At 63.3% G+C, this 22574-nt stretch carries 22 protein-coding genes; 20 read left to right on the top strand and 2 right to left on the bottom strand.

All coding sequences use genetic code 11. The features are described from left to right. Positions 1-34: 34 nt before the first annotated feature. Complete coding sequence (locus RFM98_RS09910; protein WP_320308689.1) at positions 35-1288, bottom strand: NAD(P)/FAD-dependent oxidoreductase; 1254 nt, start codon at positions 1286-1288, stop codon at positions 35-37. 414 nt (positions 1289-1702) lie between these two features. On the opposite strand from RFM98_RS09910, the gene RFM98_RS09905 reads away from it, so the two are divergent. The 18 genes from RFM98_RS09905 to trmB all read left to right on the top strand — a co-directional run bounded on the left by RFM98_RS09905 (position 1703) and on the right by trmB (position 19715). Next, positions 1703-2992 carry an imelysin family protein gene (locus RFM98_RS09905; protein WP_320308688.1) on the top strand — a complete coding sequence of 430 codons (1290 nt, stop codon included), beginning with the start codon at positions 1703-1705 and terminating at the stop codon, positions 2990-2992. 166 nt (positions 2993-3158) lie between these two features. Next, on the top strand, positions 3159-3470 hold the full coding sequence (locus tag RFM98_RS09900; protein WP_320308687.1) for a (2Fe-2S)-binding protein: 312 nt from the start codon (positions 3159-3161) through the stop codon (positions 3468-3470). Next, positions 3436-3921 carry a bacterioferritin gene (gene bfr / locus RFM98_RS09895; RefSeq protein ID WP_320308686.1) on the top strand — a complete coding sequence of 162 codons (486 nt, stop codon included), beginning with the start codon at positions 3436-3438 and terminating at the stop codon, positions 3919-3921. The genes RFM98_RS09900 and bfr overlap by 35 nt, the downstream gene beginning before the upstream one ends. A 129-nt stretch (positions 3922-4050) precedes the next feature. Then, complete coding sequence (locus RFM98_RS09890; RefSeq protein WP_430682290.1) at positions 4051-5535, top strand: di-heme oxidoreductase family protein; 1485 nt, start codon at positions 4051-4053, stop codon at positions 5533-5535. Further along, positions 5535-6614 (top strand): imelysin family protein, encoded by a 1080-nt coding sequence (locus RFM98_RS09885; RefSeq protein ID WP_320308684.1) that lies wholly within the window; start codon positions 5535-5537, stop codon positions 6612-6614. The genes RFM98_RS09890 and RFM98_RS09885 overlap by 1 nt, the downstream gene beginning before the upstream one ends. A gap of 3 nt (positions 6615-6617) precedes the next feature. Continuing rightward, positions 6618-7733, top strand: coding sequence for a DUF1513 domain-containing protein (locus RFM98_RS09880; protein WP_320308683.1), 1116 nt, complete (start codon positions 6618-6620; stop codon positions 7731-7733). Positions 7734-7865: 132 nt separating this feature from the next. After that, positions 7866-8555, top strand: a complete 690-nt coding sequence (gene tsaB / locus RFM98_RS09875; RefSeq protein WP_320308682.1) for a tRNA (adenosine(37)-N6)-threonylcarbamoyltransferase complex dimerization subunit type 1 TsaB — start codon at positions 7866-7868, stop codon at positions 8553-8555. Next, the gene (rimI, locus tag RFM98_RS09870) at positions 8555-9049 is read left to right on the top strand and encodes a ribosomal protein S18-alanine N-acetyltransferase (RefSeq protein ID WP_320308681.1); all 495 of its coding nucleotides are present in this window, start codon (positions 8555-8557) and stop codon (positions 9047-9049) included. The genes tsaB and rimI overlap by 1 nt, the downstream gene beginning before the upstream one ends. Before the next feature lie 126 nt (positions 9050-9175). After that, positions 9176-9976, top strand: coding sequence for a lyso-ornithine lipid O-acyltransferase (gene olsA / locus RFM98_RS09865; RefSeq protein WP_320308680.1), 801 nt, complete (start codon positions 9176-9178; stop codon positions 9974-9976). A 186-nt stretch (positions 9977-10162) separates the two neighbouring features. Further along, complete coding sequence (gene miaB, locus RFM98_RS09860) at positions 10163-11542, top strand: tRNA (N6-isopentenyl adenosine(37)-C2)-methylthiotransferase MiaB (RefSeq protein WP_320308940.1); 1380 nt, start codon at positions 10163-10165, stop codon at positions 11540-11542. Between the two features lie 137 nt (positions 11543-11679). Further along, positions 11680-12672 carry a PhoH family protein gene (locus tag RFM98_RS09855; protein WP_320214321.1) on the top strand — a complete coding sequence of 331 codons (993 nt, stop codon included), beginning with the start codon at positions 11680-11682 and terminating at the stop codon, positions 12670-12672. A 269-nt stretch (positions 12673-12941) separates the two neighbouring features. Then, positions 12942-13439: an rRNA maturation RNase YbeY gene (gene ybeY / locus RFM98_RS09850; protein WP_320308679.1), complete on the top strand. Its 498-nt coding sequence runs from the start codon at positions 12942-12944 to the stop codon at positions 13437-13439. Between the two features lie 27 nt (positions 13440-13466). Beyond that, positions 13467-14543, top strand: coding sequence for a hemolysin family protein (locus RFM98_RS09845; protein ID WP_320214263.1), 1077 nt, complete (start codon positions 13467-13469; stop codon positions 14541-14543). 231 nt (positions 14544-14774) lie between these two features. After that, positions 14775-15245, top strand: coding sequence for a VOC family protein (locus tag RFM98_RS09840; RefSeq protein WP_320308678.1), 471 nt, complete (start codon positions 14775-14777; stop codon positions 15243-15245). 183 nt (positions 15246-15428) lie between these two features. Beyond that, complete coding sequence (gene lnt, locus RFM98_RS09835) at positions 15429-17015, top strand: apolipoprotein N-acyltransferase (RefSeq protein ID WP_320308677.1); 1587 nt, start codon at positions 15429-15431, stop codon at positions 17013-17015. Positions 17016-17155: 140 nt separating this feature from the next. After that, on the top strand, positions 17156-17578 hold the full coding sequence (locus RFM98_RS09830; protein WP_320308676.1) for a helix-turn-helix domain-containing protein: 423 nt from the start codon (positions 17156-17158) through the stop codon (positions 17576-17578). Between the two features lie 164 nt (positions 17579-17742). After that, positions 17743-19008 (top strand): methionine adenosyltransferase, encoded by a 1266-nt coding sequence (gene metK, locus RFM98_RS09825; protein WP_320214266.1) that lies wholly within the window; start codon positions 17743-17745, stop codon positions 19006-19008. Beyond that, positions 19005-19715, top strand: a complete 711-nt coding sequence (trmB, locus tag RFM98_RS09820; RefSeq protein WP_320308939.1) for a tRNA (guanine(46)-N(7))-methyltransferase TrmB — start codon at positions 19005-19007, stop codon at positions 19713-19715. Before metK ends, trmB begins: the two co-directional genes overlap by 4 nt. 131 nt (positions 19716-19846) lie before the next feature. On the opposite strand, the gene RFM98_RS09815 is transcribed toward trmB, so the two are convergent. Next, complete coding sequence (locus RFM98_RS09815; RefSeq protein ID WP_320308949.1) at positions 19847-19987, bottom strand: hypothetical protein; 141 nt, start codon at positions 19985-19987, stop codon at positions 19847-19849. A gap of 311 nt (positions 19988-20298) precedes the next feature. Between RFM98_RS09815 and rimP the strand changes: the two genes are divergently transcribed. Both rimP and nusA read left to right on the top strand, forming a co-directional pair. Next, positions 20299-20931: a ribosome maturation factor RimP gene (rimP, locus tag RFM98_RS09810; protein ID WP_320308675.1), complete on the top strand. Its 633-nt coding sequence runs from the start codon at positions 20299-20301 to the stop codon at positions 20929-20931. A 46-nt stretch (positions 20932-20977) separates the two neighbouring features. Next, entirely contained in the window at positions 20978-22573 is a 1596-nt protein-coding gene (gene nusA / locus RFM98_RS09805; RefSeq protein ID WP_320308674.1) for a transcription termination factor NusA, read from the top strand. The last annotated feature ends 1 nt before the right edge of the window (position 22574 follow it).

The raw sequence follows: 22574 nt of genomic DNA, 5'->3' as shown, positions 1-22574 counted from the left end.
GCACTTTATGGCCTATGGCAAAAATTTGGCAACTCTACGCCCCGGCCTTGGCTGGCTCCATATTCTGAAACGCCGCCAGCGCCGCCTTCAGCGTATCCGGCCCGCCCTCGACCGTCTGCGGCGTCGGCGAGAAGCCGGCGCCGAGCATCTTGCGGCCAAGCATGTGGTCGGCGGGCCGGTTGACGGATTCGATGCCGAGCAGCCGGCTGCCGGCATAGTGGTAAATGGAGAACTTGTTGTCGGCGAGGTCGCCCAGCACGACATGGTGATCGCCGCCTTGCGTCAGCCCCACCATCTGCAGCTTCATGTCGCCGATATCGGACCAGAACCACGGCACCGCCGAGAAGGGCTCGGCATGGCCGAGGATGGTGCGCGCGGCTAGCCTGGCCTGGTCGGTGGCGTTCTGCACCGATTCCAGCCGTACGTCGCCGCCGGTGAACCAGTGCCGGTAGGAGGCGGCATCGCCGATGGCGAGGATTTCGGGAAACGAGCTTTGCATATGCTGGTCGACGCGGATGCCGTTGCCGATGGCTAAGCCCGCCGCCTCCGCCAGTTCGACATTGGGCACCACGCCGATGCCGATGATGACCATCTGCGCCGGCAGGCGTTCGCCGCGCGAGGTTATCGCGGCCGAAACGCGGCCGTTTTCGCCTTCCAGACGGGCAACGGTGGTGCCGGTCAGGATGCGCACGCCCGTTGCCTCCAGGCGCTGGCGCACATGCGCGGCGATGATCGGCGCGACGGCGCGGCCGAGCAATCGGTCGACGGCCTCGACGACGGTGACGTTGCGGCCGGCGGCCCTCAGCGTCGCCGCGATCTCCAGCCCGATGAAGCCGCCGCCGAGAATGACCACGTCCTCGGTTTGCGCGCTGAGCTCGCGGATCGCCCGCGCGTCGGCCAGCGAGCGCAGCGAGACCACGCCGGAGAGGCCGGCGCCGTCGAGCTTGAGCAGACGCGGCCGCGAGCCGGTCGCAAGGATCAGCCGGTCGAAGCCGAGCGTTCCACCGCCTGCGACATTCAATTGGCCCGCGCGGGCATCGATGCTCTCGATGCGCACGCCCGACCGATAGTCGATAGTGTGGCCGGTGTAGAAGGTCTCGCCGCGCAAGGGCTGCGGCTTGGCCTCGGCGTCCTTGATGAAGGTCTTGGACAGCGGCGGCTTGTGATAGGGCAGTTCCTTCTCGTCGCCGATCAGGACGACAGGCCCTTGATAGCCTTCCTCGCGCAGGCTGGCAGCCGCCTGCACGCCGGCGTGGCCCGCACCGACAATCACAACCCCGTTCGTCATCGCGATCCTTTTTCTTTTTGAAATCTATGATCTTCCGCCAGGTGGCGATTGTCTGCCGCCGCCGCAAGAGCCGGTGTCCGGGTCGCACCCAGGACGGCCACCTGTCAATAACGTGCGGCACGCGGGATGCGTCTAAAGTTGATAATCGTAGTTTAGAATAATTCTAAACTATTGTTTCGATTGAATTTTTTCTGCCGCGCCAGTTGACTCCCGGCCGCTCCGTCGCTTTATGGAGAGCTGCGCGCAAAGCGTATCCCTTTGATGTCTGGGCCTTGAACCCTTTCGATTGGAGGCAAGTGGGTGACTTTTTATCGCGAACCGCGCATCGACGCGGCCACCATTTTTCCCGGCATGCTTATGCCTCGGCGCGGGTGGGCGCCTTTTCTTGAATTTCCAAGCAACTGGAGAAGGATAATGACGGCACGTAATGGCGGCAGGCTGGCCGCGATCTGCGCCACGGTTGCGTTGACGGCGGCGGTGTTCGTGTTGCCGGCGAAAGCCGAGGCCGATGCGAAAGCGGTGATCAAGACCTATGCCGACATCGCGCTGGCCAAGTATGAGGATACGCTGACCACGGCGCAGGCGCTGGACAAGGCGGTCGATGCGCTCATCGCCAGCCCCTCGGCCGATACGTTGAACGCTGCGCGCGAAGCCTGGAAGGCGGCGCGCATTCCCTACCAGCAGACCGAGGTCTATCGCTTCGGCAACAAGATCGTCGACGACTGGGAAGGCCGCGTGAATTCGTGGCCGCTGGATGAGGGGCTGATCGACTATGTCGCCAAGAGCTACGGCACCGAGTCGGACGAAAACGCGCTCTATACGGCCAACGTCATCGCCAACAAGGAGATCGAGATCAACGGCAAGAAGGTCGACGCCTCGAAGCTGACGCCGGAATTCCTGTCCGGCACGCTGCAGGAAGCCGGCGGCGTCGAAGCCAATGTAGCGACCGGCTATCACGCCATCGAATTCCTGCTCTGGGGCCAGGACCTGCACGACACCGGGCCGGGCGCCGGCGAGCGGCCCTTTACCGACTACGACCTCAAGAATTGCAGCAATGGCAATTGCGACCGTCGCGCCGAATATCTGAAGTCGGCCAGCGACCTTCTGGTGTCCGACCTGCAGGAGATGGTCGACAACTGGAAACAAGACGGCGCCGCGCGCAAGAACCTGACCGACGGCGATGCGAATGCTGGCATCTCGACCATCTTCACCGGCATGGGCTCGCTCTCCTATGGCGAGCTCGCCGGCGAGCGCATGAAGCTCGGCCTTTTGCTGCACGATCCGGAGGAGGAGCAAGACTGCTTCTCCGACAACACCTATATCTCGCATCTCTATGACGCGGTCGGCATCCGCGACGCCTATCATGCCAGCTACAAACGGCTCGACGGCTCCGTGGTTTCGGGTCCGTCGGTGTCCGACATGGTCAAGGTCGCCGATCCGGCGATCGACAAGGAACTGTCAGGCAAGCTCGACACCACCGTCGCCAAGATGGAGGCGATCAAGGCACGCGCGTTGGCCGGCGAGGCCTACGACCAGCAGATCGCCGAAGGCAACACCGAAGGCAACGCCACCGTGCAGGCCGCGATCGACGCGCTGGTCGACCAGACCAAGTCGATCGAGCGCGCCGTCGGCTCGCTCAAGCTCAACCAGATCGCCTTCGAGGGCTCCGACAGCCTCGATGCTCCCGACAAGGTGTTCAAGTAAGGTCCAGGGCATGATCCCAAAAAGTGGAAACCGGTTTTTGGACAAGATCATGCCCGACTGGGAAACCGGCATGATCCCAAAAAGTGGAAACCGGTTTTTGGACAAGATCATGCCCGACTAACAAACCAGCCAAACGGCGGACCGCGCCGTCAGCCAGAGCAAGTAAATGCTGATCTGTCATTGTAACATCATCACCGAAAAGGAGATCGAGCAGACGATCGTCGGACTGCTGGATGAAGACCCCTGGCAGCTGATCGTGCCCGCGAAGGTCTACCATGCGATGGGCAAGCGCGGTCGCTGTTGCGGCTGTTTCCCAAATGTGGTGGAAACGATCATTCGGGTCACCGAGAACTACCACGCCCGCTCAGAGGTGGGAGACGTGGACATCGTTTCACACCTGGATCGCGTGAGAGGCTTGCGCGTCCAATACGGGAGCAGAAGCCATGAAAGGCGAACCGCAAATCATCGAGCGGCTTAATGAAGCTCTGTTCCTGGAGCTTGGGGCCGTCAATCAGTATTGGGTGCATTATCGCCTGCTCGAGGATTGGGGCTACACCAAGCTGGCAAAGAAGGAGCGGGCGGAATCGATCGAGGAAATGCATCACGCCGACCGGCTGATCGCGCGCATTATCTTCCTCGAAGGCCATCCCAACCTGCAATCCGTCGCGCCGTTGCGCATCGGCCAGAACGTCAAGGAGGTGCTCGAATCCGATCTGGCCGGCGAATATGACGCGCGCACCGCCTATAAGCGCTCGCGCGAGATCTGCCACGACGAAGGCGATTTTGTCACGATGAAGCTGTTTGAGGACCTTTTGACCGACGAGGAAGGACATATCGACTTCCTGGAAACGCAGCTCGACCTGCTTGCCTCGATCGGCGAGGAAAAGTACGGCCTGCTCAACGCCGATCCGGCTAACGAGGCGGAGTAAGGACATGCGGGAATGCGGCGCCCCGTAGATTTTTCGCGCCGCTTGCGTCGGGCCGAAAACGACGGCCTGTCGTTTCGAAAGACCCCGCGATACCGGATCTATCGCGGGGCATCGCTTTTGCCGGCGATCATGCTTTCCGCATCCGCCTGGGCCGGTGAGCCAGCCGATCTGCCGACAAGCCGGACCGACCTGACGCCGAGGGATCAGGCGCGGGTTCTGGCCGTCACCAAGCCGACGACCGATTTTACCAAACCCGAGCAGTTCGAGTTGATGCAGGGCGGCGCCGGCACGTCGCGCAAGGACGTCAACCGCGATGCCTTCTCGCAGTCCTCCGCCAACATCACCTTCGAGGAGGAGGGCAGCTTCAAGCTCGGCAACGCTCTATTCCGCAAGAACTGGGTGTCGTCGCCGTCTTCGACCCAGGCTTCGGATGGGCTCGGCCCCCTGTTCAACGAACGCGCCTGCCAGAACTGCCATCTGAAGGATGGCCGCGGCCGCCCGCCGGAGGGTACTGCCGGCTCGACGTCGATGTTCCTCCGGCTCGCGCGCGACGCCAGCAGCGCCGAGGAAAAGGCAGCACTTGCCGACCACAAGGTGCTGAACTTTCCCGATCCGGTTTATGGCGCGCAAATGCAGGACCTCGCGGTTCCCGGCCTCAAGGGCGAGGGCCGCATGCGCGTCGAATACTCGGAGCAAAAGGTGACGCTCGGCGACGGCACCGCCGTATCGCTGCGCAAGCCGAGCTATTCCGTCGAAAATCTCGGCTATGGTCCGCTCGATCCGCGCACCACGCTCTCGCCGCGCCTGACGCCGCCGATGATCGGGCTCGGTCTGATCGAGCAGATTGCACCGGCCGATATCCTTGCCCATGCCGATCCGGACGATCGTGACGGTGACGGCATTTCGGGCAGGCCGAACATCGTGCGCGATCAGCTAAGCGGCGCGGTTATTTTGGGTCGCTTCGGCTGGAAGGCGCAGACCGCGTCGATCCGCCAGCAGGCGGCCGATGCCTTTGCCAGCGATATCGGTATCTCGACGCCGGAAATGCCGAAGCATTGGGGCGATTGCAGTGAAGCGCAGCAGGATTGCCTTGCCATGCCGAACGGCGTGCAGCAGCGTCTCGGCACGGCCGAGGCGCCGCCGCCGGTGATGGACCTCGTCACCTTCTATTCGCAGAACCTGGCCGTGCCGGCGCGGCGCGATCTCGACACATTGCAAGTGCTTGCCGGCAAGAAGCAGTTCTACGAGATGGGCTGCATTTCCTGCCACACGCCGAAATTCGTCACCATGCGCGGCACACCCGACAAGTCGCAGGCCTTCCAGTTGATCTGGCCCTATTCCGACTTCCTGCTGCACGAGATGGGCGAGGGTCTCGCCGACGGGCAACGGGTGGGGGAAGCGAGCGGCAGCGAGTGGCGCACTCCGTCGCTCTGGGGCATCGGGCTCACCGCGATAGTCAACGGCAATGCTTTTTATCTGCACGACGGCCGCGCCCGCACGCTTGCCGAGGCGATCCTGTGGCATGGCGGCGAGGGCCAGAAGGCGCGCGACCGCTTCGCCGGAGCCCCCGCGGCCGATCGTGATGCGCTGATCAAATTTTTGGAGTCGCTCTGATGTCGAAACGCCTGGCCGCCGCGCTTGCCCTTCCGCTTCTTCTGGCCGCCGCCTTGCCCGCATCGGCCACGGTCAAGGCCACCGATGTCATCGGCCGCGCGATCGACGGTTTCGTCCGCCCGGCCTATGCCAGTCTCGACGAGCGTGCTGACAGCCTGACCAAGGCGATGCGCCAGCTTTGCGAAACGCCATCCGAACAGAATCTCGAAGCGGCGCGTTCGACGTTTTCCGCAACAGTCGAAGCCTGGTCGGTGGCCGAGATCATTGCCTTCGGACCGATCAAGGAGAACAACCGGCTGGAGCGCATGCTGTATTGGCCGGACCGCAAGAGCATCGGTCTGCGGCAGGTGCAGTCGACGCTTGCCGCCAAAGATCCCTCAGCTACCGATCCGGCGCAACTGGCGCAAAAGAGCGTGGCCATGCAAGGTCTCGGCGCGCTCGAATATGTGCTTTACGGCGATGGCGCCGAAACGCTCGTCAGGAAGGACGATCCCTATCGCTGCGCTTATGGCGCCGCGGTTGCCGGCAACATCGAAACGATCTCGGGCGAGGTGCGCGATGCCTGGAACAGGCCCGACGGCTTCGCGTCGCTCTGGGCCAATCCAGGGCCGAAGAACCCGCTCTACCGCGACGGTGCCGAAGCCGTGACGGAACTGGTCGGCGCCTTCATCAACGAGCTGGAAATGATCCGCGACGTGCGGCTCAAGGGCTTTCTCGGCGCCAAGCCCGATGCCGACAGGCCGAAGCAGGCGATCTACTGGCGCTCGCAGAACACGACGACTTCGCTGGCCGGAAACCTGTCCGGGGTCGACGAGCTGTTCCAGGCTTCCAAGCTTGGCGACGCGCTGCCCGCCGATGCGCAATGGATGGCCGAATCCATCCACATCCAGCTCGCCAATGGCGTGACGACCGCGAACTCCGTCAGCGGCCCGATCGACAAGGCGCTCGCCGATCCGGCGCTGCGCGACAAGCTGGATCACTTCGCGCTGATAACCTCCAGCCTGTCGACCTTGATCGGCACCAGGATGACCGCCGAATTCGGCCTGACCGCCGGCTTTTCGTCGCTGGACGGGGATTGATCGATGGCCTGGTCAGGCACACCACTCATCGACCGCCGCGATTTCCTGCGGGCCGCGGGCGCGAGTTTCGCCGCCGCCATGGCGCCGCGCGCCTGGGCCGAAACGCTTGCCGCGGATGCGGTGTTTGCCACCGCTTTCGTCAAGCGCGACGGCAGCTTCGGCGCCGCCGTGCTTTCCGAGGCCGGCAAGATCCTGCACACGGTCGATCTGCCAGATCGCGGCCATGACCTCACTTTCGATCCGGTGTCGAAACGCTCGGTCGTTTTCGCCCGCCAGCCCGGCACTTTCGCTGTCGTCTTCGACCATGCCGGCCGCGACAAGCCTTTGACCATCGCCAGCATCGCCGGACGGCATTTCTTCGGCCATGGCGTGTTTTCGCCCAATGGCGCCTTGCTCTATGCGACCGAGAACGATTTCGACAACGCCGCCGGCGTCGTCGGCATCTACGACGCGCGCGCCAGGTTCAATCGCATCGGCGAGTTCCCGACCTATGGCATGGGGCCGCACGAGCTGCTCCTGCTCGGCGATGGCCGCACTTTAGCCATTGCCAATGGCGGCATCGAAACCCATCCCGACTATGGCCGCGCCGAGCTCAACATCGCGACGATGAAGCCGTCCTATGCGCTGGTCGACAGCATCACCGGCGACCTGATCGAAAAGCATGAATTGCCGCCGGCGCTGCATCAGCTTTCGATCCGCCACATGGATCGCGACCAGGCGGGCACGGTCTGGTTCGGCTGCCAATATCGCGGGCCCGCAACCGACCGTCCGGCACTGGTCGGCCGTGCCGCGCGCGGCAACGAGCTCGAACTGCTGGAGATGCCGCGGGACGTGCTTTCCGGCTTTCGCAACTATATCGGCTCCGTCGCCGCCAATGCCGCGACGGGTACGGTCGCCGTCACCTCGCCGGAAGGAAACTCGCTGGCCGTCATCGACGCCGCCAGCGGGCGCGTGGTCGCGACCAGATCGCTGATCGAGGTCTGCGGCCTGGCGCCCGACGGCGCCGGCTTCATGGCAACGACCGGCGCCGGCGAGATCGTCGGTGGCGCTGGTGCCGCCCGTTCCGAGCCGGATTATGTCTGGGACAACCACATGCTGCGGATCGCGGCCTTGGCCTGACAAACGAGTCTTGGCAGGGATGCAAAGCCGCTTAACATTTCTGGGCCCTGGCCCTTGCGGTGGCGGCCCATGCCGGGCAGAGGGAATTGTGTTTCGATCCAGTTCGTTAACCGGCCATATGAAGCTGCCTATATGAAGCTGCTCGCCATCGACTGCGCCGCCAACCTCTGCGCCGCCTGCATCTATGACACAGGCGTGGGAGCGGAGCTTGGCCGCGAGGTGCTTGATCTCGGCAAGGGGCATGCCGAGCATCTGATGGCCGTCATCGAAGCTGCTTTGAAAGCCGCCAGCACCGGCTATCACGACCTTGGCGCTATCGCCGTCTCGATCGGACCGGGCTCCTTCACCGGCCTGCGCGTCGGCGTCTCGACCGCGCGCGGCCTGGCGTTGGCGCTGAAAATCCCGGCGATCGGCGTGACGACGCTGGAAGCCCTGGCGGCGGAGGGTGCGAATGCCTTTCCCGGGCGCGCGGTGCTTGCCGCGCTCGATGCCGGCCGCGAGGAAATCCATGCGGCGCTCTATGATAAAACGTTGGTCGAAACTTACGGACCTTCGGTAACCACGCTTGCCGAGGCAACGACCATGGCTATCGGCGCGGAAGCGGTTCTTGTCGGGACCGCCGCGCCGCAGATTGCCGCGGCGGCCGGGCGTGCCTTCGACACGGGTCCGGCTGCCGCCACCGCCGACATTGCGACCTATGCCAGGCTGGCCTCGGCCAAGGGGCCGGGCGAAAGGCCGAAGCCGCTCTATCTGCGCGGTGCCGACGCCAAGCCGCAGGCGGGTTTCATCCTGCCGAGGCAGGATAAGGGAAACGGTGCCTGATGCGCATACCGTTCTTTCAGCCCCGCCGCAGGGACTACGCCTTGCAACCGCTGACCGTTGCCGACAGCGCCGCTGTTTCGGAGCTGCATCGAGAGGATTTCGTGCGGCCATGGACCGATGGCGAATTCGCCGCGCTCCTCGAGCAGGATACGGTGTTCGGCTATGCGGCGCGGGAAACCGGCCAAGGCGCCAAGCCGCCGGTCGGCTTCGTCCTGGCCCGGCTCGCGGCCGGCGAGGGCGAGATCCTGACCGTGGCGGTCGCCCGTACGCATCGCCGCCAGGGTCTCGGTTGGCAATTGATGGACGCGGTGCTGCGCGAACTGCATGCGCAGCGCGCCGAAGCGCTCTTCCTCGAGGTCGACGAGACCAATGCGCCGGCGATCGGGCTTTACCGCAGGCTTGGCTTCCGCCAGGTAGGTCATCGGCCGAACTATTATCGCTCGACTGAGCACGGTCCGACCGGCGCGCTTGTCATGCGCCGCGATCTTCGCTAGCCACAGTCGCGCATGACCCCGAAAATCGGCTCCGATTTTCGGAAAGGATCTTGCGCCAAGTGGGAGTGTTACAGCGTCCTTTGCGCGCCCAAGGCGCGCGGCGCTGTAATGTTAGGGCCGGAGCGAATGATCAAGAAATTGCGGATTTTCCTGGCGCTCGGCTATGTCGTCGTCTGTTCACTGGTGCTGGTGCCGCTGCAGATCCTGTCGATGAAGACGGGGCTCTGGCCAGAAACTTTCATCCTGAAAATCTGGCACGGTATGATCCTCCGGGCGCTTGGCATGCGGGTCCATGTGAAGGGCGCGCTGGCCAAGGAGCGCCCTCTGCTGGTGGCGGCCAACCACATTTCCTGGACCGATATCATGGTGCTGGGCTCCGTTGTCGATGTGAAGTTCATCGCCAGGGCCGATATGGAGGGCTGGCCGCTGATCGGCATGCTGTCCAAGCTGCAGCGCACCGTCTTCATCGAGCGCGAGCGCAAGCGCACCTCCGGCGACCAGGCAAGCGAGATCGCCAGGCGCATGGCCAAGGGCGATGCCATGGTGCTGTTCGCCGAAGGCTCGACCGGCGACGGCAATCTCGTGCTGCCGTTCAAGAGCACGCTGTTCGGCGCCGCCTCCATGGCGATTTCGGAAGGCGCGGCGGAACAGGTCTTCATCCAGCCGGTGGCGATCGCCTATACGCGGCTGCACGGCATGCCGATGGGCCGGCGCCATAGGCCGATGTCCGCCTGGATCGGCGACCAGGATCTGATGCCGCATCTGAAGACCCTGCTTGCCGAGGGTGCGATCGATGCCGAGGTGCATTTCGGCCAGCCTGTGCCGTTCTGCAAGGGCTCGAACCGCAAGGAAACGGCAAGGCTCATGGAAGCCAGGGTGCGCGAGATGATGCAGGCCGTCCTCGCCGACCCGGCCAAGAGCCGGTAATCAATGCATGTCGCCCAAAAGTGTGTGGCGGCTTTGGGATAACGACATGCACAGAAGGAAGAGGCCTGAAGCGCGTCTTGCTCAGTCCATACAGCACGACGCGCTTCGGGCAAAATCGTCTGTTTTTTGTCACGGAAAGGCGGTAGAAGCCGCCCGATGGAATTGAACACGATTGAAAGCCAAGACATGGGCGGTGCCATTGAGCATCAGCCGGTGCCCGCCAGGGCGGCGAAAAAGGTCTTCGTCAAGACCTATGGCTGCCAGATGAACGTCTACGATTCCCAGCGCATGACCGATGCGCTGGCCGCTGACGGCTATGTCGCCACCGACGCCGTCGAAGACGCCGATCTGGTGCTGCTCAACACCTGCCATATCCGCGAAAAGGCGGCGGAAAAGGTCTATTCCGAGCTTGGCCGCATCCGCGACATGAAAGCAGAACGCGCCGAAGCCGGCCGCGAGCTCTTGATCGGTGTCGCCGGCTGCGTGGCGCAGGCCGAAGGCGCCGAGATCATCCGCCGTGCGCCTGCGGTCGATCTGGTCATCGGCCCGCAAACCTATCACCGGCTGCCCGATGTATTGGCCAGGGTCCGTGGCGGCGAAAAGATCGTCGAGACCGAATACGCCGTCGAGGACAAGTTCGAGCATCTGCCGCAGCCGAAGCGCGCCGAGCTTGCCAGGCGCGGCGTCACCGCTTTCCTCACGGTGCAGGAAGGCTGTGACAAATTCTGCACTTTTTGCGTGGTGCCCTATACGCGCGGCTCCGAAGTGTCGCGGCCCGTGGCGCAGATCGTCGCCGAGGCCGAGCGCCTGGCTGAAGCCGGCGTGCGCGAGGTGACGTTGCTCGGCCAGAACGTCAATGCCTGGCACGGCGTCGGCGAGAATGGCCAGGAATGGGGTCTCGGCCGCCTGCTGTTCCGGCTTGCGGAAATCCCCGGCCTGGCGCGGCTGCGCTACACCACCAGCCATCCGCGCGACATGGACGACGAATTGATCGCCGCGCATCGCGACCTGCCAGCGCTGATGCCCTATCTGCATCTGCCGGTGCAGTCTGGCTCCGACCGGATTTTGAAGGCGATGAACCGTCGCCATACGGCGCGCGACTATCTGGCGCTCATCGGGCGCATCCGCGCCGCCCGCGCCGATATCGCCATGTCCGGCGACTTCATCGTTGGCTTCCCCGGCGAGACGGATGAGGATTTCGAGGCGACGCTGAAACTGGTGCGCGAGGTGAACTATGCCTCGGCTTTCTCGTTCAAATATTCGCCGCGCCCCGGCACACCGGGCGCCGAGATGGATGGCCATGTCTCGGAAGCGGTGAAGGACGAGCGTCTGCAGCGTCTGCAGGCGCTGCTTCTCAAGCAGCAGCAGGATTTCGGTTTGAGCCTGGTCGGCAGGACCATCGGCACGCTGATCGAGAAGCCTGGCCGGCAGGCTGGCCAGAAAGTTGGCCGTTCGCCGTGGCTGCAGCCGGTTATTGTTGACGACAAGGCCGGCGGAATCGGTGACATTATCGACGTACGAATCACAAGGACCGGCTACAACAGCCTGTTCGCCGAGTTGGCCTGATGCATGTCGCCCTAAAAGTGCTCGCGGTTTTGGGATAACGACATGCATAGCCACAAGCCTCGGCAGATGAGGAGAGACGGTTGAGCGCTGCTGAACTGAAGAATCCGCCCCAGAGCCAGGCGTCCGGGGCCTCCGACATGGCGCACATCGTACTGACCTTCGACAACAACAAGCTTGCCAGCGCCCTTTACGGTCAATTCGACGAGAATTTGGCCCGGCTTGAGCAGAAGCTCGGTGTCGACATACGCTCGCGCGGCAACCAGCTTACGATCAAGGGCTCGGCGGCAGCCTCCGAACAGGCGCGTCGCGCGCTGGATACGCTCTATGGCATCCTGCAAAAGGGGGTCGATATCGGCCAGTCGGATGTCGACGGCGCCGTGCGCATGGCGATCGCCGCCGACGACCAACTGACGCTGCCGACGCTGGAGCGCAAAGGCAAGGTCTCGGCTGCCCAGATCGCGACGCGCAAGAAGACGATCTATGCCCGCTCGCTCAACCAGGACGCCTATATGCGGGCGTTGGAGCGCTCCGAAATGGTGTTCGGCATCGGTCCTGCCGGCACCGGCAAGACCTATCTGGCGGTGGCGCATGCTGCGATGCTCTTGGAGCGCGGCATGGTCGAGCGCATCATCCTGTCGCGCCCGGCCGTCGAGGCCGGCGAGCGGCTGGGCTTCCTGCCCGGCGATATGAAGGAGAAGGTCGATCCGTATCTGCGGCCGCTTTACGACGCGCTCTATGACATGATGCCGGCCGACAAGGTCGAGCGGGCGATCGCGGCCGAGGTGATCGAGATCGCGCCGCTGGCCTTCATGCGCGGCCGCACGCTGGCGCATGCGGCGGTGATCCTCGACGAGGCGCAGAACACCACGCCGATGCAGATGAAAATGTTCCTCACCCGCCTTGGCGAGAACTCGCGCATGATCGTCACCGGCGATCCGACCCAGATCGATCTGCCGCCCAACACCAAGTCGGGACTTGTCGAGGCGCTGCGCGTCCTCGACGGGGTCCCCGGCATCGTCACGGTCCGCTTCAACGAAGGCGACGTTGTCCGCCATCCGCTGGTTGCCGAGATCGTCAAGGCCTATGATCGCGACGGCAAGCTGGCGAGAGGGCTCGGCGCCGAAAGCTAGAGCAATTCCAGGAAAAGTGCGTAGCGGTTTTCCGTCCGGAATTGCGACAAAACAAAGACTTGGAGCGCAATTCCAGGAAAAGTGCGTAGCGGTTTTCCGTCCGGAATTGCGACAAAACAAAGACTTAGAGCGGCTCCGCGATCCTGTGAAAGGCTGAACCGCTCTAGAGCGTGATCCCGAACCGAAGGATCGCGCTCGCGAAAAAGTGTGCGCGGTTCTTGCTTCGCTTCGGTTCGAGAAAGATCGTGCTCAAACAAAAGATAAGCCCGATGGCTGAAAATCCGGGACTAAGCGGCGAAATGCCGGTCGATATCGATATTTTCGTCGAGGCCGGCGACTGGCCCGCGGAAGCCGAACTGATGCGTCTGGTCGAGCGCGCCGTCGCGGCAGCCTTTGCCGAAACCGGCGCCAGCGGCACCTCCGAGCTCAGCATCGTCTTTTCCGACGATGCCCATATCCAGACGCTCAATGCCGGATGGCGCGGCAAGGACAAGCCAACCAACGTCTTGTCTTTCCCGGCTTTTTCGGCTCCGAAAGGTGGCCCCTTGCCGCCGATGCTGGGCGATATCGTGCTGGCTTGCGAGACGGTGGCGCGCGAGGCCACTCTGGAAGACAAGCCGATTGCGAACCATATCACTCATCTCGTTATCCATGGCCTGCTGCATCTTTTGGGCCATGATCACGAGACCGACGCCGAGGCCGAGGAGATGGAAGCGATCGAGCGCGCCGCGCTCGCGAGGCTTGCCATTCCCGATCCCTACGCGTAACAAAAAAGCTCAATTGACCCGATGGCGATGAACGACACACCAGAAACTGCCGCCCGTCCGGACGCCGGCAGTGCTGCCAAGTCTTCCGAAAAGACGGAAGAGGGCTCCAGTCCGAGTATTGCGACCGGCAGCGCGGCCGCGGAGCCGACGCATGCCGGTCCTTCCCTCTTCGACCGTGTGCTCGGCTTGTTCCGGCACCGCAACGGCACCAGCCTGCGCGAGGAGATTGCCGGCGCGCTTGCCGAAACGGCGACCGATGCCGGCGCCTTCTCGCCCGGCGAACGCGCCATGCTCAACAACATCCTGCGCTTGCGCGAGGTGCGGGTCGAGGACGTCATGGTGCCGCGCGCCGATATCGAGGCGGTCGAGATCAACACGACGCTTGGCGACCTGCTCGGCCTTTTCGAGCAGTCCGGCCATTCGCGCATGCCGGTCTATTCCGAGACGCTCGACGATCCGCGCGGCATGGTCCACATCCGCGACGTGCTCGCCCACATCACCAAGGTCGCCCGCGTCAAGAAGGGCCGCACGAGCCGCAAGACGCCGGCGACGACCGCGCTCGACCTCGCGCAGGTGGATCTCGCACGCACCATCGGCGATCTCAACTTGATCCGCCAGGTGCTGTTCGTGCCGCCGTCGATGCTGGCCTCCGACCTGATGGGCCGCATGCAGACGAACCGTACGCAGATGGCGCTGGTCATCGACGAATATGGCGGCACCGACGGCCTCGCCTCGCTGGAAGACATCGTCGAGATGGTGGTCGGCGACATCGAGGACGAGCACGACGACGACGAGCCGATGATCACCCAGACCGGCGACGGCGTCTTTGTCGTCGACGGCAAGGCCGAGATCGACGAGGTCGCCAAGATGATCGGCGAGGATTTCGCCGCCGGCGAGCACGGCGAATATGTCGACACTATCGGCGGCATGATCTTCAACACGCTCGGCCGCGTCCCGGCCAGGGGCGAAGTGGTGCAGGCGATTCCCGGCTTCGAGTTCCATGTGCTCGACGCCGACCCGCGCCGCGTCAAGCGCGTGCGCATCGTGCAGAGCCCGAAGGGCGAGCGGCAGCGCCGCCGCGCCGCCCGCACCGAACAGGCCTGATATCCTGGAGCAATTCCAGGAAAAGTGCGTAGCGGTTTTCCGTCCGGAATTGCGTAAAGACAAAAACTTGGAGCGCAATTCCAGGAAAAGTGCGTAGCGGTTTTCCGTCCGGAATTGCGTAAAGACAAAAACTTGGAGCGCAATTCCAGGAAAAGTGCGTAGCGGTTAGGCTCGGCGCCTTCGCCGTAGTCTTCCGTCCGGAATTGCGCAAAGACAAAGACTTGGAGTGGCATGCCGATCGACGATCCGTTCAAGCACGCGGTCCTGGGTTCGGGTGTTTTCTATAAGGATCCACGCGCGGCCTTGGCCTGGCTGCAGGCGGCCTTCGGCTTCGAGCCGAGCATGCTGGTGAGCGACGCCGACGGTCGGCTTGTGCATGCCGAAATGCGCTTCGGCGACGGCTACATCATCGTCGATTCCGAATGGGCCGACCACGTCGCCAGTCCCGCCTCCGTCGGCGGCAGGAACACTCAGGCCGTCTATGTCCGCCTGCAGCAAGACCTTGACGCTCATTGCGAAAAAGCACGTATGGCGGGCGCGGAAATTCTTGAAGAACCGGCGGACCACTTCTACGGCGAGCGGCAATATCGCGCCCGCGACCCCGAAGGCCATATCTGGACATTCACCCGAACCGTGCGCGTTGTCCTGAAGGACGAGGCCGAGCAACTGAGCGGCCTGCGGATCGAGGGCTGGCACCGCTGAGCATTTTGCAGCCAAGCGGAATGGCATGGCGTTGCAGAAATGCGGCTGAAACAAAGAGCTATAGCGGGATACTGTTCCCGCTATAGCGCAACCGTGTTTCAGGCCGCGCCTATCTGGATTTGGATCAGGCAGCGCGGCCTGTTAAACCTCTAACTCCCTGATTCGCCCGACTTGGGAAGTTGAATGCAGCGCTTTGCCGGCCGGATAATTCTGCTGTGGGGGTGGCGGCGGGCGCTGGTCGCGTTTGCCGCCGGCGCGCTGGCGGTGCTTGCCCAGGCGCCTTACGACTTTTTCGCCGTCTGCTTCGTTTCGTTCCCGGTTCTGGTCTGGCTGCTCGACGGCGCCACCGGCGAGGCTTCCGATGGCTGGTTCAGGCGCCTGAGGCCGGCTTTTGCCACCGGCTGGTGGTTCGGCTTCGGCTATTTCCTCGCCGGTCTCTGGTGGATCGGCCAGGCATTGCTGGTCGAGGCCGACAGCTTCGCCTGGGCCTTGCCCTTCGCCGTTGTCGGCATCCCCTTCGCGCTGGCTTTCTTCTATGGCTTTGCCACCGTGGTGGCGCGGCTGTTCTGGAGCAGCGATATCGGCCGCATCGCCGCCCTTGCCTTCGGTTTCGGCCTTGCCGAATGGTTGCGCGACTTTCTCTTCACCGGCTTTCCCTGGAACGCCGTCGGCTACGCGGCGATGCCGGTGCCGCTCTTGATGCAGAGCGTGTCGGTGACCGGCATGATCGGCATGAACGCGTTGGCGGTCTTCCTGTTCTCCCTGCCGGCACTCATCGTGGCGCGCCGCCATCTGAGACTGGGCGTCGCCCTGTTCGTCGTCCTTGTCGCCGCTCATGTCGGCTTCGGCTATGTCAGGCTCGTCGCGCCGGTCGAACCGACACGCTCGATCGATGTCCGCATCGTCCAGCCCGCGGTCGATCTCAGCGAAAAATGGGACGCCTCGGTGCGCGACCGCATCTTCGCAACTTTGCTGGGGATATCGGGGGAAGCGCCGGTAGACGGCCACGCCAAGCCGCAGCTCATTCTGTGGCCGGAAACATCGGTGCCGTTCCTGTTCACCGAGCGTCCGGACGCGCTGACGGCGCTAGGCGACATGTTGGCCGACGGCCAGATGCTGATTGCCGGTGTCGTGCGCGAGGAGGGCGGATCGGCGAATATCGGCAGCCGCTATTACAATTCCGTGGTGGCGATCAACGACAAGGGCGAGATCGTCGATGCCGTCGACAAGGTGCATCTGGTGCCGTTCGGCGAATACTTGCCTTTCGCCGACCTGTTCGAACGCTTCGGCATAGGCCAGCTCGTTGCCGGGCCGATGAATTTCGCCGCCGGCAACGAACGCCATCCGATCAGCGTGCCGGGCGGCCTGCGCGCCGCTCCGTTCATCTGCTACGAGGTGATCTTTCCCGATCTGGTGGCAGTTGACGCAGCGTCAGCTGAGCTTATTGTGAACGTCACCAACGACGCTTGGTTTGGCGACACGCCGGGCCCGTATCAGCACTTCAGGCAGGCCCAGGTTCGTGCGGTGGAGAATGGATTGCCTCTCCTGCGTGCGGCCAACAATGGCATCTCCGCCGTAGTCGATTCGCGCGGCCGCATTGTCGATGCGCTGGCCGTCAACGCGCGCGGCGCCATCGACGCGCATGTGCCGATTTCCGGCCACGCGCTTTTTCCTGCCGACCAGCGGCGAGTTAACGGATTGCTGATCATGTTGGTGCTTGCTCTGGCGGCCTTCACATTGAATGTAAGGCAGCGGCTACGGGTGAATTGACAGTTGGCACATTAGAAACTCATACTGTAACGCCTAAAATTTTCTCGAAGTCGGTTGGAGGGTTCTGTTGGGGCAGGTGGCTCCGGCTTCATATGGGCGGAACAAAATAGAAAAAGCCGGAAAAATTCGGCGAGGAAAAAATGACAGAAGAGAACAAGAAGAAGCCGAATCCGATCGATATCCATGTCGGGAGTCGCATCCGGCTGCGCCGCAATATGCTTGGAATGAGCCAGGAAAAGCTCGGTGAAAATCTCGGCATCACGTTTCAACAGATCCAGAAGTACGAAAAGGGCACGAACAGGGTCGGCGCTAGCCGTCTGCAGGCGATCGCCTCCATCCTGAGCGTTCCCGTCGCCTTCTTTTTCGAGGACGCCCCGGGCGAGGAGACCGGCAGCGGCAATCGGGGATTTGCCGAAGACTCCTCGATGTCGTTCGCCATCGAATTCTGCGGCAGTCCGGAAGGGCTTCAGCTCAACCGGGCCTTCGTCAAGATCGGCGACGTCAAGGTCCGCCGCAGGATCATCGATCTGGTGAAGGCGCTGTCCGCCGACGACGCCGATTGATTTGTCTCATGCCGCCGGCGGTGACACCGCCGGTGGCATAGCCGGCTTTGCCTACATTCCATGCCAGATCCGTCGCGCCGCTTGACGAGCAGCGCCCGGCACCGTTAACACGTGGCGCGCCAAAAATCGGCAGCCTGCCGATCTTTTTTCAAGAGGGGACACCCGTGACGCGGCAGAATTATCTCTTCACCTCGGAATCCGTCTCCGAGGGTCACCCCGACAAAGTCTGTGACCGTATCTCCGACGAGATCGTCGATCTGGTCTATCGCGAAGCCAAGAAGACGGGCATGGATCCGTGGAAGGTTCGCGTCGCCTGCGAAACGCTGGCCACCACCAACCGCGTCGTCATTGCCGGCGAGGTCCGCGTCCCCGACACGCTTTTGAAGAAGGACAAGGCGGGCAACGTCCTGATGGATGCGTCCGGCCACCCGGTGGTCAACCCGGCCAAGTTCAAGTCAGTTGCCCGCAAGGCGATCCGCGAGATCGGCTACGAGCAGTCCGGCTTTCACTGGAAGACCGCCAAGATCGACGTGCTGCTGCACGGCCAGTCGCCCGACATCGGCCAGGGCGTCGACAATGCCGCCGACCGTCAGGGTGAGGAAGGTGCCGGCGACCAGGGCATCATGTTCGGTTACGCCTGCCGCGAGACGCCCGACCTGATGCCGGCGCCGATCTACTACAGCCACAAGATTCTGGAACTGCTGGCCGCGGCGCGCCATGAAGGCAATGGCGAGGCCGGCAAGCTCGGCCCGGACGCCAAGAGCCAGGTCACCGTGCGCTATGCCGACGGCAAGGCAGCGGAAGTCACGCAGATCGTGCTCTCCACCCAGCATCTCGATGCGAGCTGGGATTCCAAGAAGGTCCGCAAGGTCGTCGAGCCGTACATCCGCGAGGCGCTTGGCGATCTCAAGATCGCCGAGGACTGCAACTGGTACATCAACCCGACCGGCAAGTTCGTCATCGGCGGGCCTGACGGCGATGCCGGTCTCACCGGCCGCAAGATCATCGTCGACACCTATGGCGGTGCGGCACCCCACGGCGGCGGCGCCTTCTCCGGCAAGGACACGACCAAGGTCGACCGTTCGGCCGCTTATGCGGCGCGCTATCTCGCCAAGAACGTGGTGGCGGCCAAGCTTGCCGACCGCTGCACCATCCAGCTGTCCTACGCCATCGGCGTCGCCCAGCCGCTGTCGGTCTATGTCGACCTGCATGGCACCGGCAAGGTGGACGAGTCGAGACTCGAGGATGTGCTGCGCAAGGTGATGGACCTGTCGCCGTCGGGCATCCGCCGTCATCTCGACCTCAACAAGCCGATCTACGCAAAAACCTCGTCCTACGGCCATTTCGGCCGCAAGGCCGGTCGCGACGGATCCTTCTCCTGGGAGAAGACCGATCTCGCCAAGGCGCTCAAGGACGCTGTCGCCGCCTGACGCCAGTAGACACCAAGGACAGGCCGAGCCGCGCGACCGAAGGATTTTTCGGTCGCAGGCACGGCAAGACTATTCGCCCGCAGCAGGCGGTCGCCCTTGAAAGCGGCCTGCGCGAATACCGGGTCGACCTGACGGCGCAAGCGCCGGCCGACCTCCGAAGCCTGTTCAAGGCGGAAATTTCGGCCCTCCAGCTGGAAATCGGCTTTGGCGGCGGTGAGCATCTTTTGCACCGCGCAGCCGAATTGCCTGCAATCGGCTTCATCGGCGTCGAGCCTTTCGTCAACGGCATGGCCAAGATGATGACAGCGCTTGGCAAGGCGCCGCTTGCCAATCTGAGGGTTTATGACGACGACGCCACGCGCCTGCTCGACTGGCTGCCGTCAAGCTCGCTCGACGGCATCGACCTGCTTTATCCCGATCCGTGGCCGAAGAAGAAGCACTGGAAGCGGCGCTTCGTCAGCGCCGCCAATCTCGGCCGCTTTTCCCGGGTGCTGAAAGCCGGCGGCAGGTTCCGCTTCGCCTCCGATATCGACAGCTATGTGAACTGGACGCTGCTTGCCTGCCGCGATCACGGCGCCTTCACATGGCAGGCTGAAGACGCTGCCGGCTGGCACCGGCCCTATGACGGCTGGCCCGGCACGCGCTACGAGGCCAAGGCCATCCGTGAGGGGCGGCAGCCTGCCTACCTGACCTTTATCCGGAGATAATGCATGTCGCCCAGAAGTGTGCAGCGGTTCTGGGACAACGACGTGCATCAAAACAAAGAACTTAAAGCGCGTCGCCTGAATCCGGTTCAGCGCGACGCGCTTTAGTCGGGCAGTTCCCAACTTCGGCTGCTTTAAAACCGGCCGATCTTGTCGAAAGCGGCCGGATCGATGCCGAGCTTCTTCAGGTCGCCGCGGCGCGGCTTGCGGCCGGCCTCGACGGCCCGCGACGCGGCTGGCGCGCTGCCGAATGTATTGAAGAAGTCACCGATCACGAAAAACAATCCACGGTCCATAGAACCAGCCTCACGCGCCACCAGGCGCGTCCTTCTCTTTTGCATTGCAACATAGATGGGTGGCGCCTGCCGCTGTTTGCAAGGCAGCCGGCCGCATGGCGGCCATGCCCGGCGCGCAACCCTGCCTTCACCGGCGGAACTTCGCCCCGGACTGCCTGCAGGCTTGAAACACAATTCGGGATCGTCTATATCAGCCTCAAATTCTTGGTCGGTATGACGAAGAGTGGGTCCACCCGGTCCCGCTCTTTTTTGTTACCTGCCGGCCGGAAGCAAAAAGCGACAGGGATCTGATGACTGCAGCGGCAAGCGAGGCCGACGACCGTATCATCCGCGAAAGCGGCATCGATGCGCGCATTGCGCTGATCGTGCAGCCGGTGCTCAAGGCCATCGGCTTTCGGCTCGTGCGGGTGCAACTGACCGGCCAGAACGGGCTGACGCTGCAGATCATGGCTGAGCGCGAGGACGGCACCATGACCGTCGAGGATTGCGAAGAGGTCAGCCGCGCCGTGTCGCCAGCCCTCGATGTCGATGATCCGATCGAAAAGGCGTATCATCTCGAAGTTTCGTCGCCCGGCATCGACCGGCCGCTGGTGCGCAAGTCGGATTTCACCACCTGGACCGGCCATCTGGTCAAGCTGGAGACGTCGGTTCTTGTCAGCGATCGCAAGCGGTTCAAGGGCAAGATCGCCGAGGCGGATGCCGACGGCATCCTTATCGAGCGCGACAAGGCGGCCTATGGCGAGGAGCCGACGCTGCGCGTGCCTTATGACGCGATTGCCGAAGCCCGGTTGCTGCTGACCGACGATCTCATCCGCGATGCCCTGTCGAAGGACAACCGGGCGCGCAAGGAAGCCAAGAAGCGCCGCGGCGAAGCGGAAGACGCCGCCGCCGGCGAGGAAAACGAAACCGAACAGGAAAGTTGATTGAGTAGCCGGGCCATATGCCCAGCGCGAAATCGGGAGAAAGACAATGGTTGTAAGCGCCAACAGGCTTGAACTGCTGCAGATCGCCGATGCGGTCGCGCGTGAAAAGTCGATCGACAAGTCGATCGTCATCGCCGCCATGGCCGATGCGATCCAGAAGGCGGCGCGCTCTCGCTACGGCCAGGAGACCAACATCCGCGCCGACATCAACCCGAACACCGGTGAGATGAAGCTGCAGCGGCTGATGGAAGTGGTCGAGAAGGTCGAGGACTACGCGACGCAGATCGCGCTTTCCACGGCGCGCGAGCGCAACCCCGACGCTCAGCTCGGCGACTTCATCGCCGAGCAGCTGCCGCCGATGGATTTCGGCCGCATCGCCGCCCAGTCGGCCAAGCAGGTCATCGTGCAGAAGGTGCGCGAGGCCGAGCGCGATCGCCAGTATGACGAATACAAGGATCGCATCGGCGAGATCGTCAACGGCACCGTCAAGCGCGTCGAATACGGCAACGTCATCGTCGATCTCGGCCGCGGCGAGGCGATCATCCGCCGCGACGAGCTGATCCCGCGCGAGAATTACAAGTATGGCGACCGCGTCCGGGCCTACGTCTATGACGTGCGCCGCGAGCAGCGCGGCCCGCAGATCTTCCTGTCGCGCACGCATCCGCAGTTCATGGCCAAGCTGTTCACCATGGAAGTGCCGGAAATCTATGACGGCATCATCGAGATCAAGTCGGTCGCCCGCGATCCGGGCTCGCGCGCCAAGATCGCCGTCATCTCGCGCGATTCCTCGATCGATCCGGTCGGCGCCTGTGTCGGCATGCGCGGCAGCCGCGTCCAGGCGGTGGTCGGCGAATTGCAAGGCGAGAAGATCGACATCATTCCGTGGTCGCCCTCGGCGGCTTCCTTCATCGTCAACGCGCTGCAGCCGGCCGAGGTCGCCAAGGTGGTGCTCGACGAGGATGCCGAGCGCATCGAAGTGGTGGTGCCGGACGACCAGCTGTCGCTGGCCATCGGACGCCGCGGCCAGAACGTGCGTCTTGCCTCGCAGCTCACCGGCTGGGATATCGACATCCTGACCGAGCAGGAGGAGAGCGAGCGCCGCCAGAAGGAATTCGTCGAGCGTTCGGCACTCTTCATGGAAGCCCTCGACGTCGACGAGATGGTCGGCCAGGTGCTCGCCTCGGAAGGCTTCACCAGCGTCGAGGAGGTCGCTTATGTGGATTCAGGCGAGATCGCGTCGATCGACGGCTTCGATGAGGATACCGCTTCGGAAATCCAGACCCGCGCCCGCGAATATCTGGAGAAGATCGAGGCCGAGCATGACGAAAAGCGCAAGGCGCTTGGCGTCAAGGACGAGCTGCGCGAGATCCCCGGTGTCACCACCGCCATGATGGTGACGCTTGGCGAGGACGGCGTGAAGACGATCGAGGACTTCGCCGGCTATGCCGCGGACGATCTGATCGGCTGGAAAGAGCGCAAGGACGGTGAGACCAAGGTCTATCCGGGCGTGCTCGCCAGCCACGGCGTCTCGCGCGCCGACGCCGAGCAGATGGTTCTGGCCGCCCGCGTTAAGGCTGGCTGGATCAGCGAAGACGAGCTTGCAGCCGAACAAGTCGCGGCTGACGAAGCTGTTGGTGCGTGAG

The sequence above is a fragment of the Mesorhizobium australafricanum genome (assembly GCF_033977265.1).
In the GTDB taxonomy this organism is placed as follows: Bacteria; Pseudomonadota; Alphaproteobacteria; order Rhizobiales; family Rhizobiaceae; genus Mesorhizobium; species Mesorhizobium australafricanum.
Note: the sequence above shows the minus strand (reverse complement) of the source record. Positions and strands in the feature narration are given on the sequence as shown.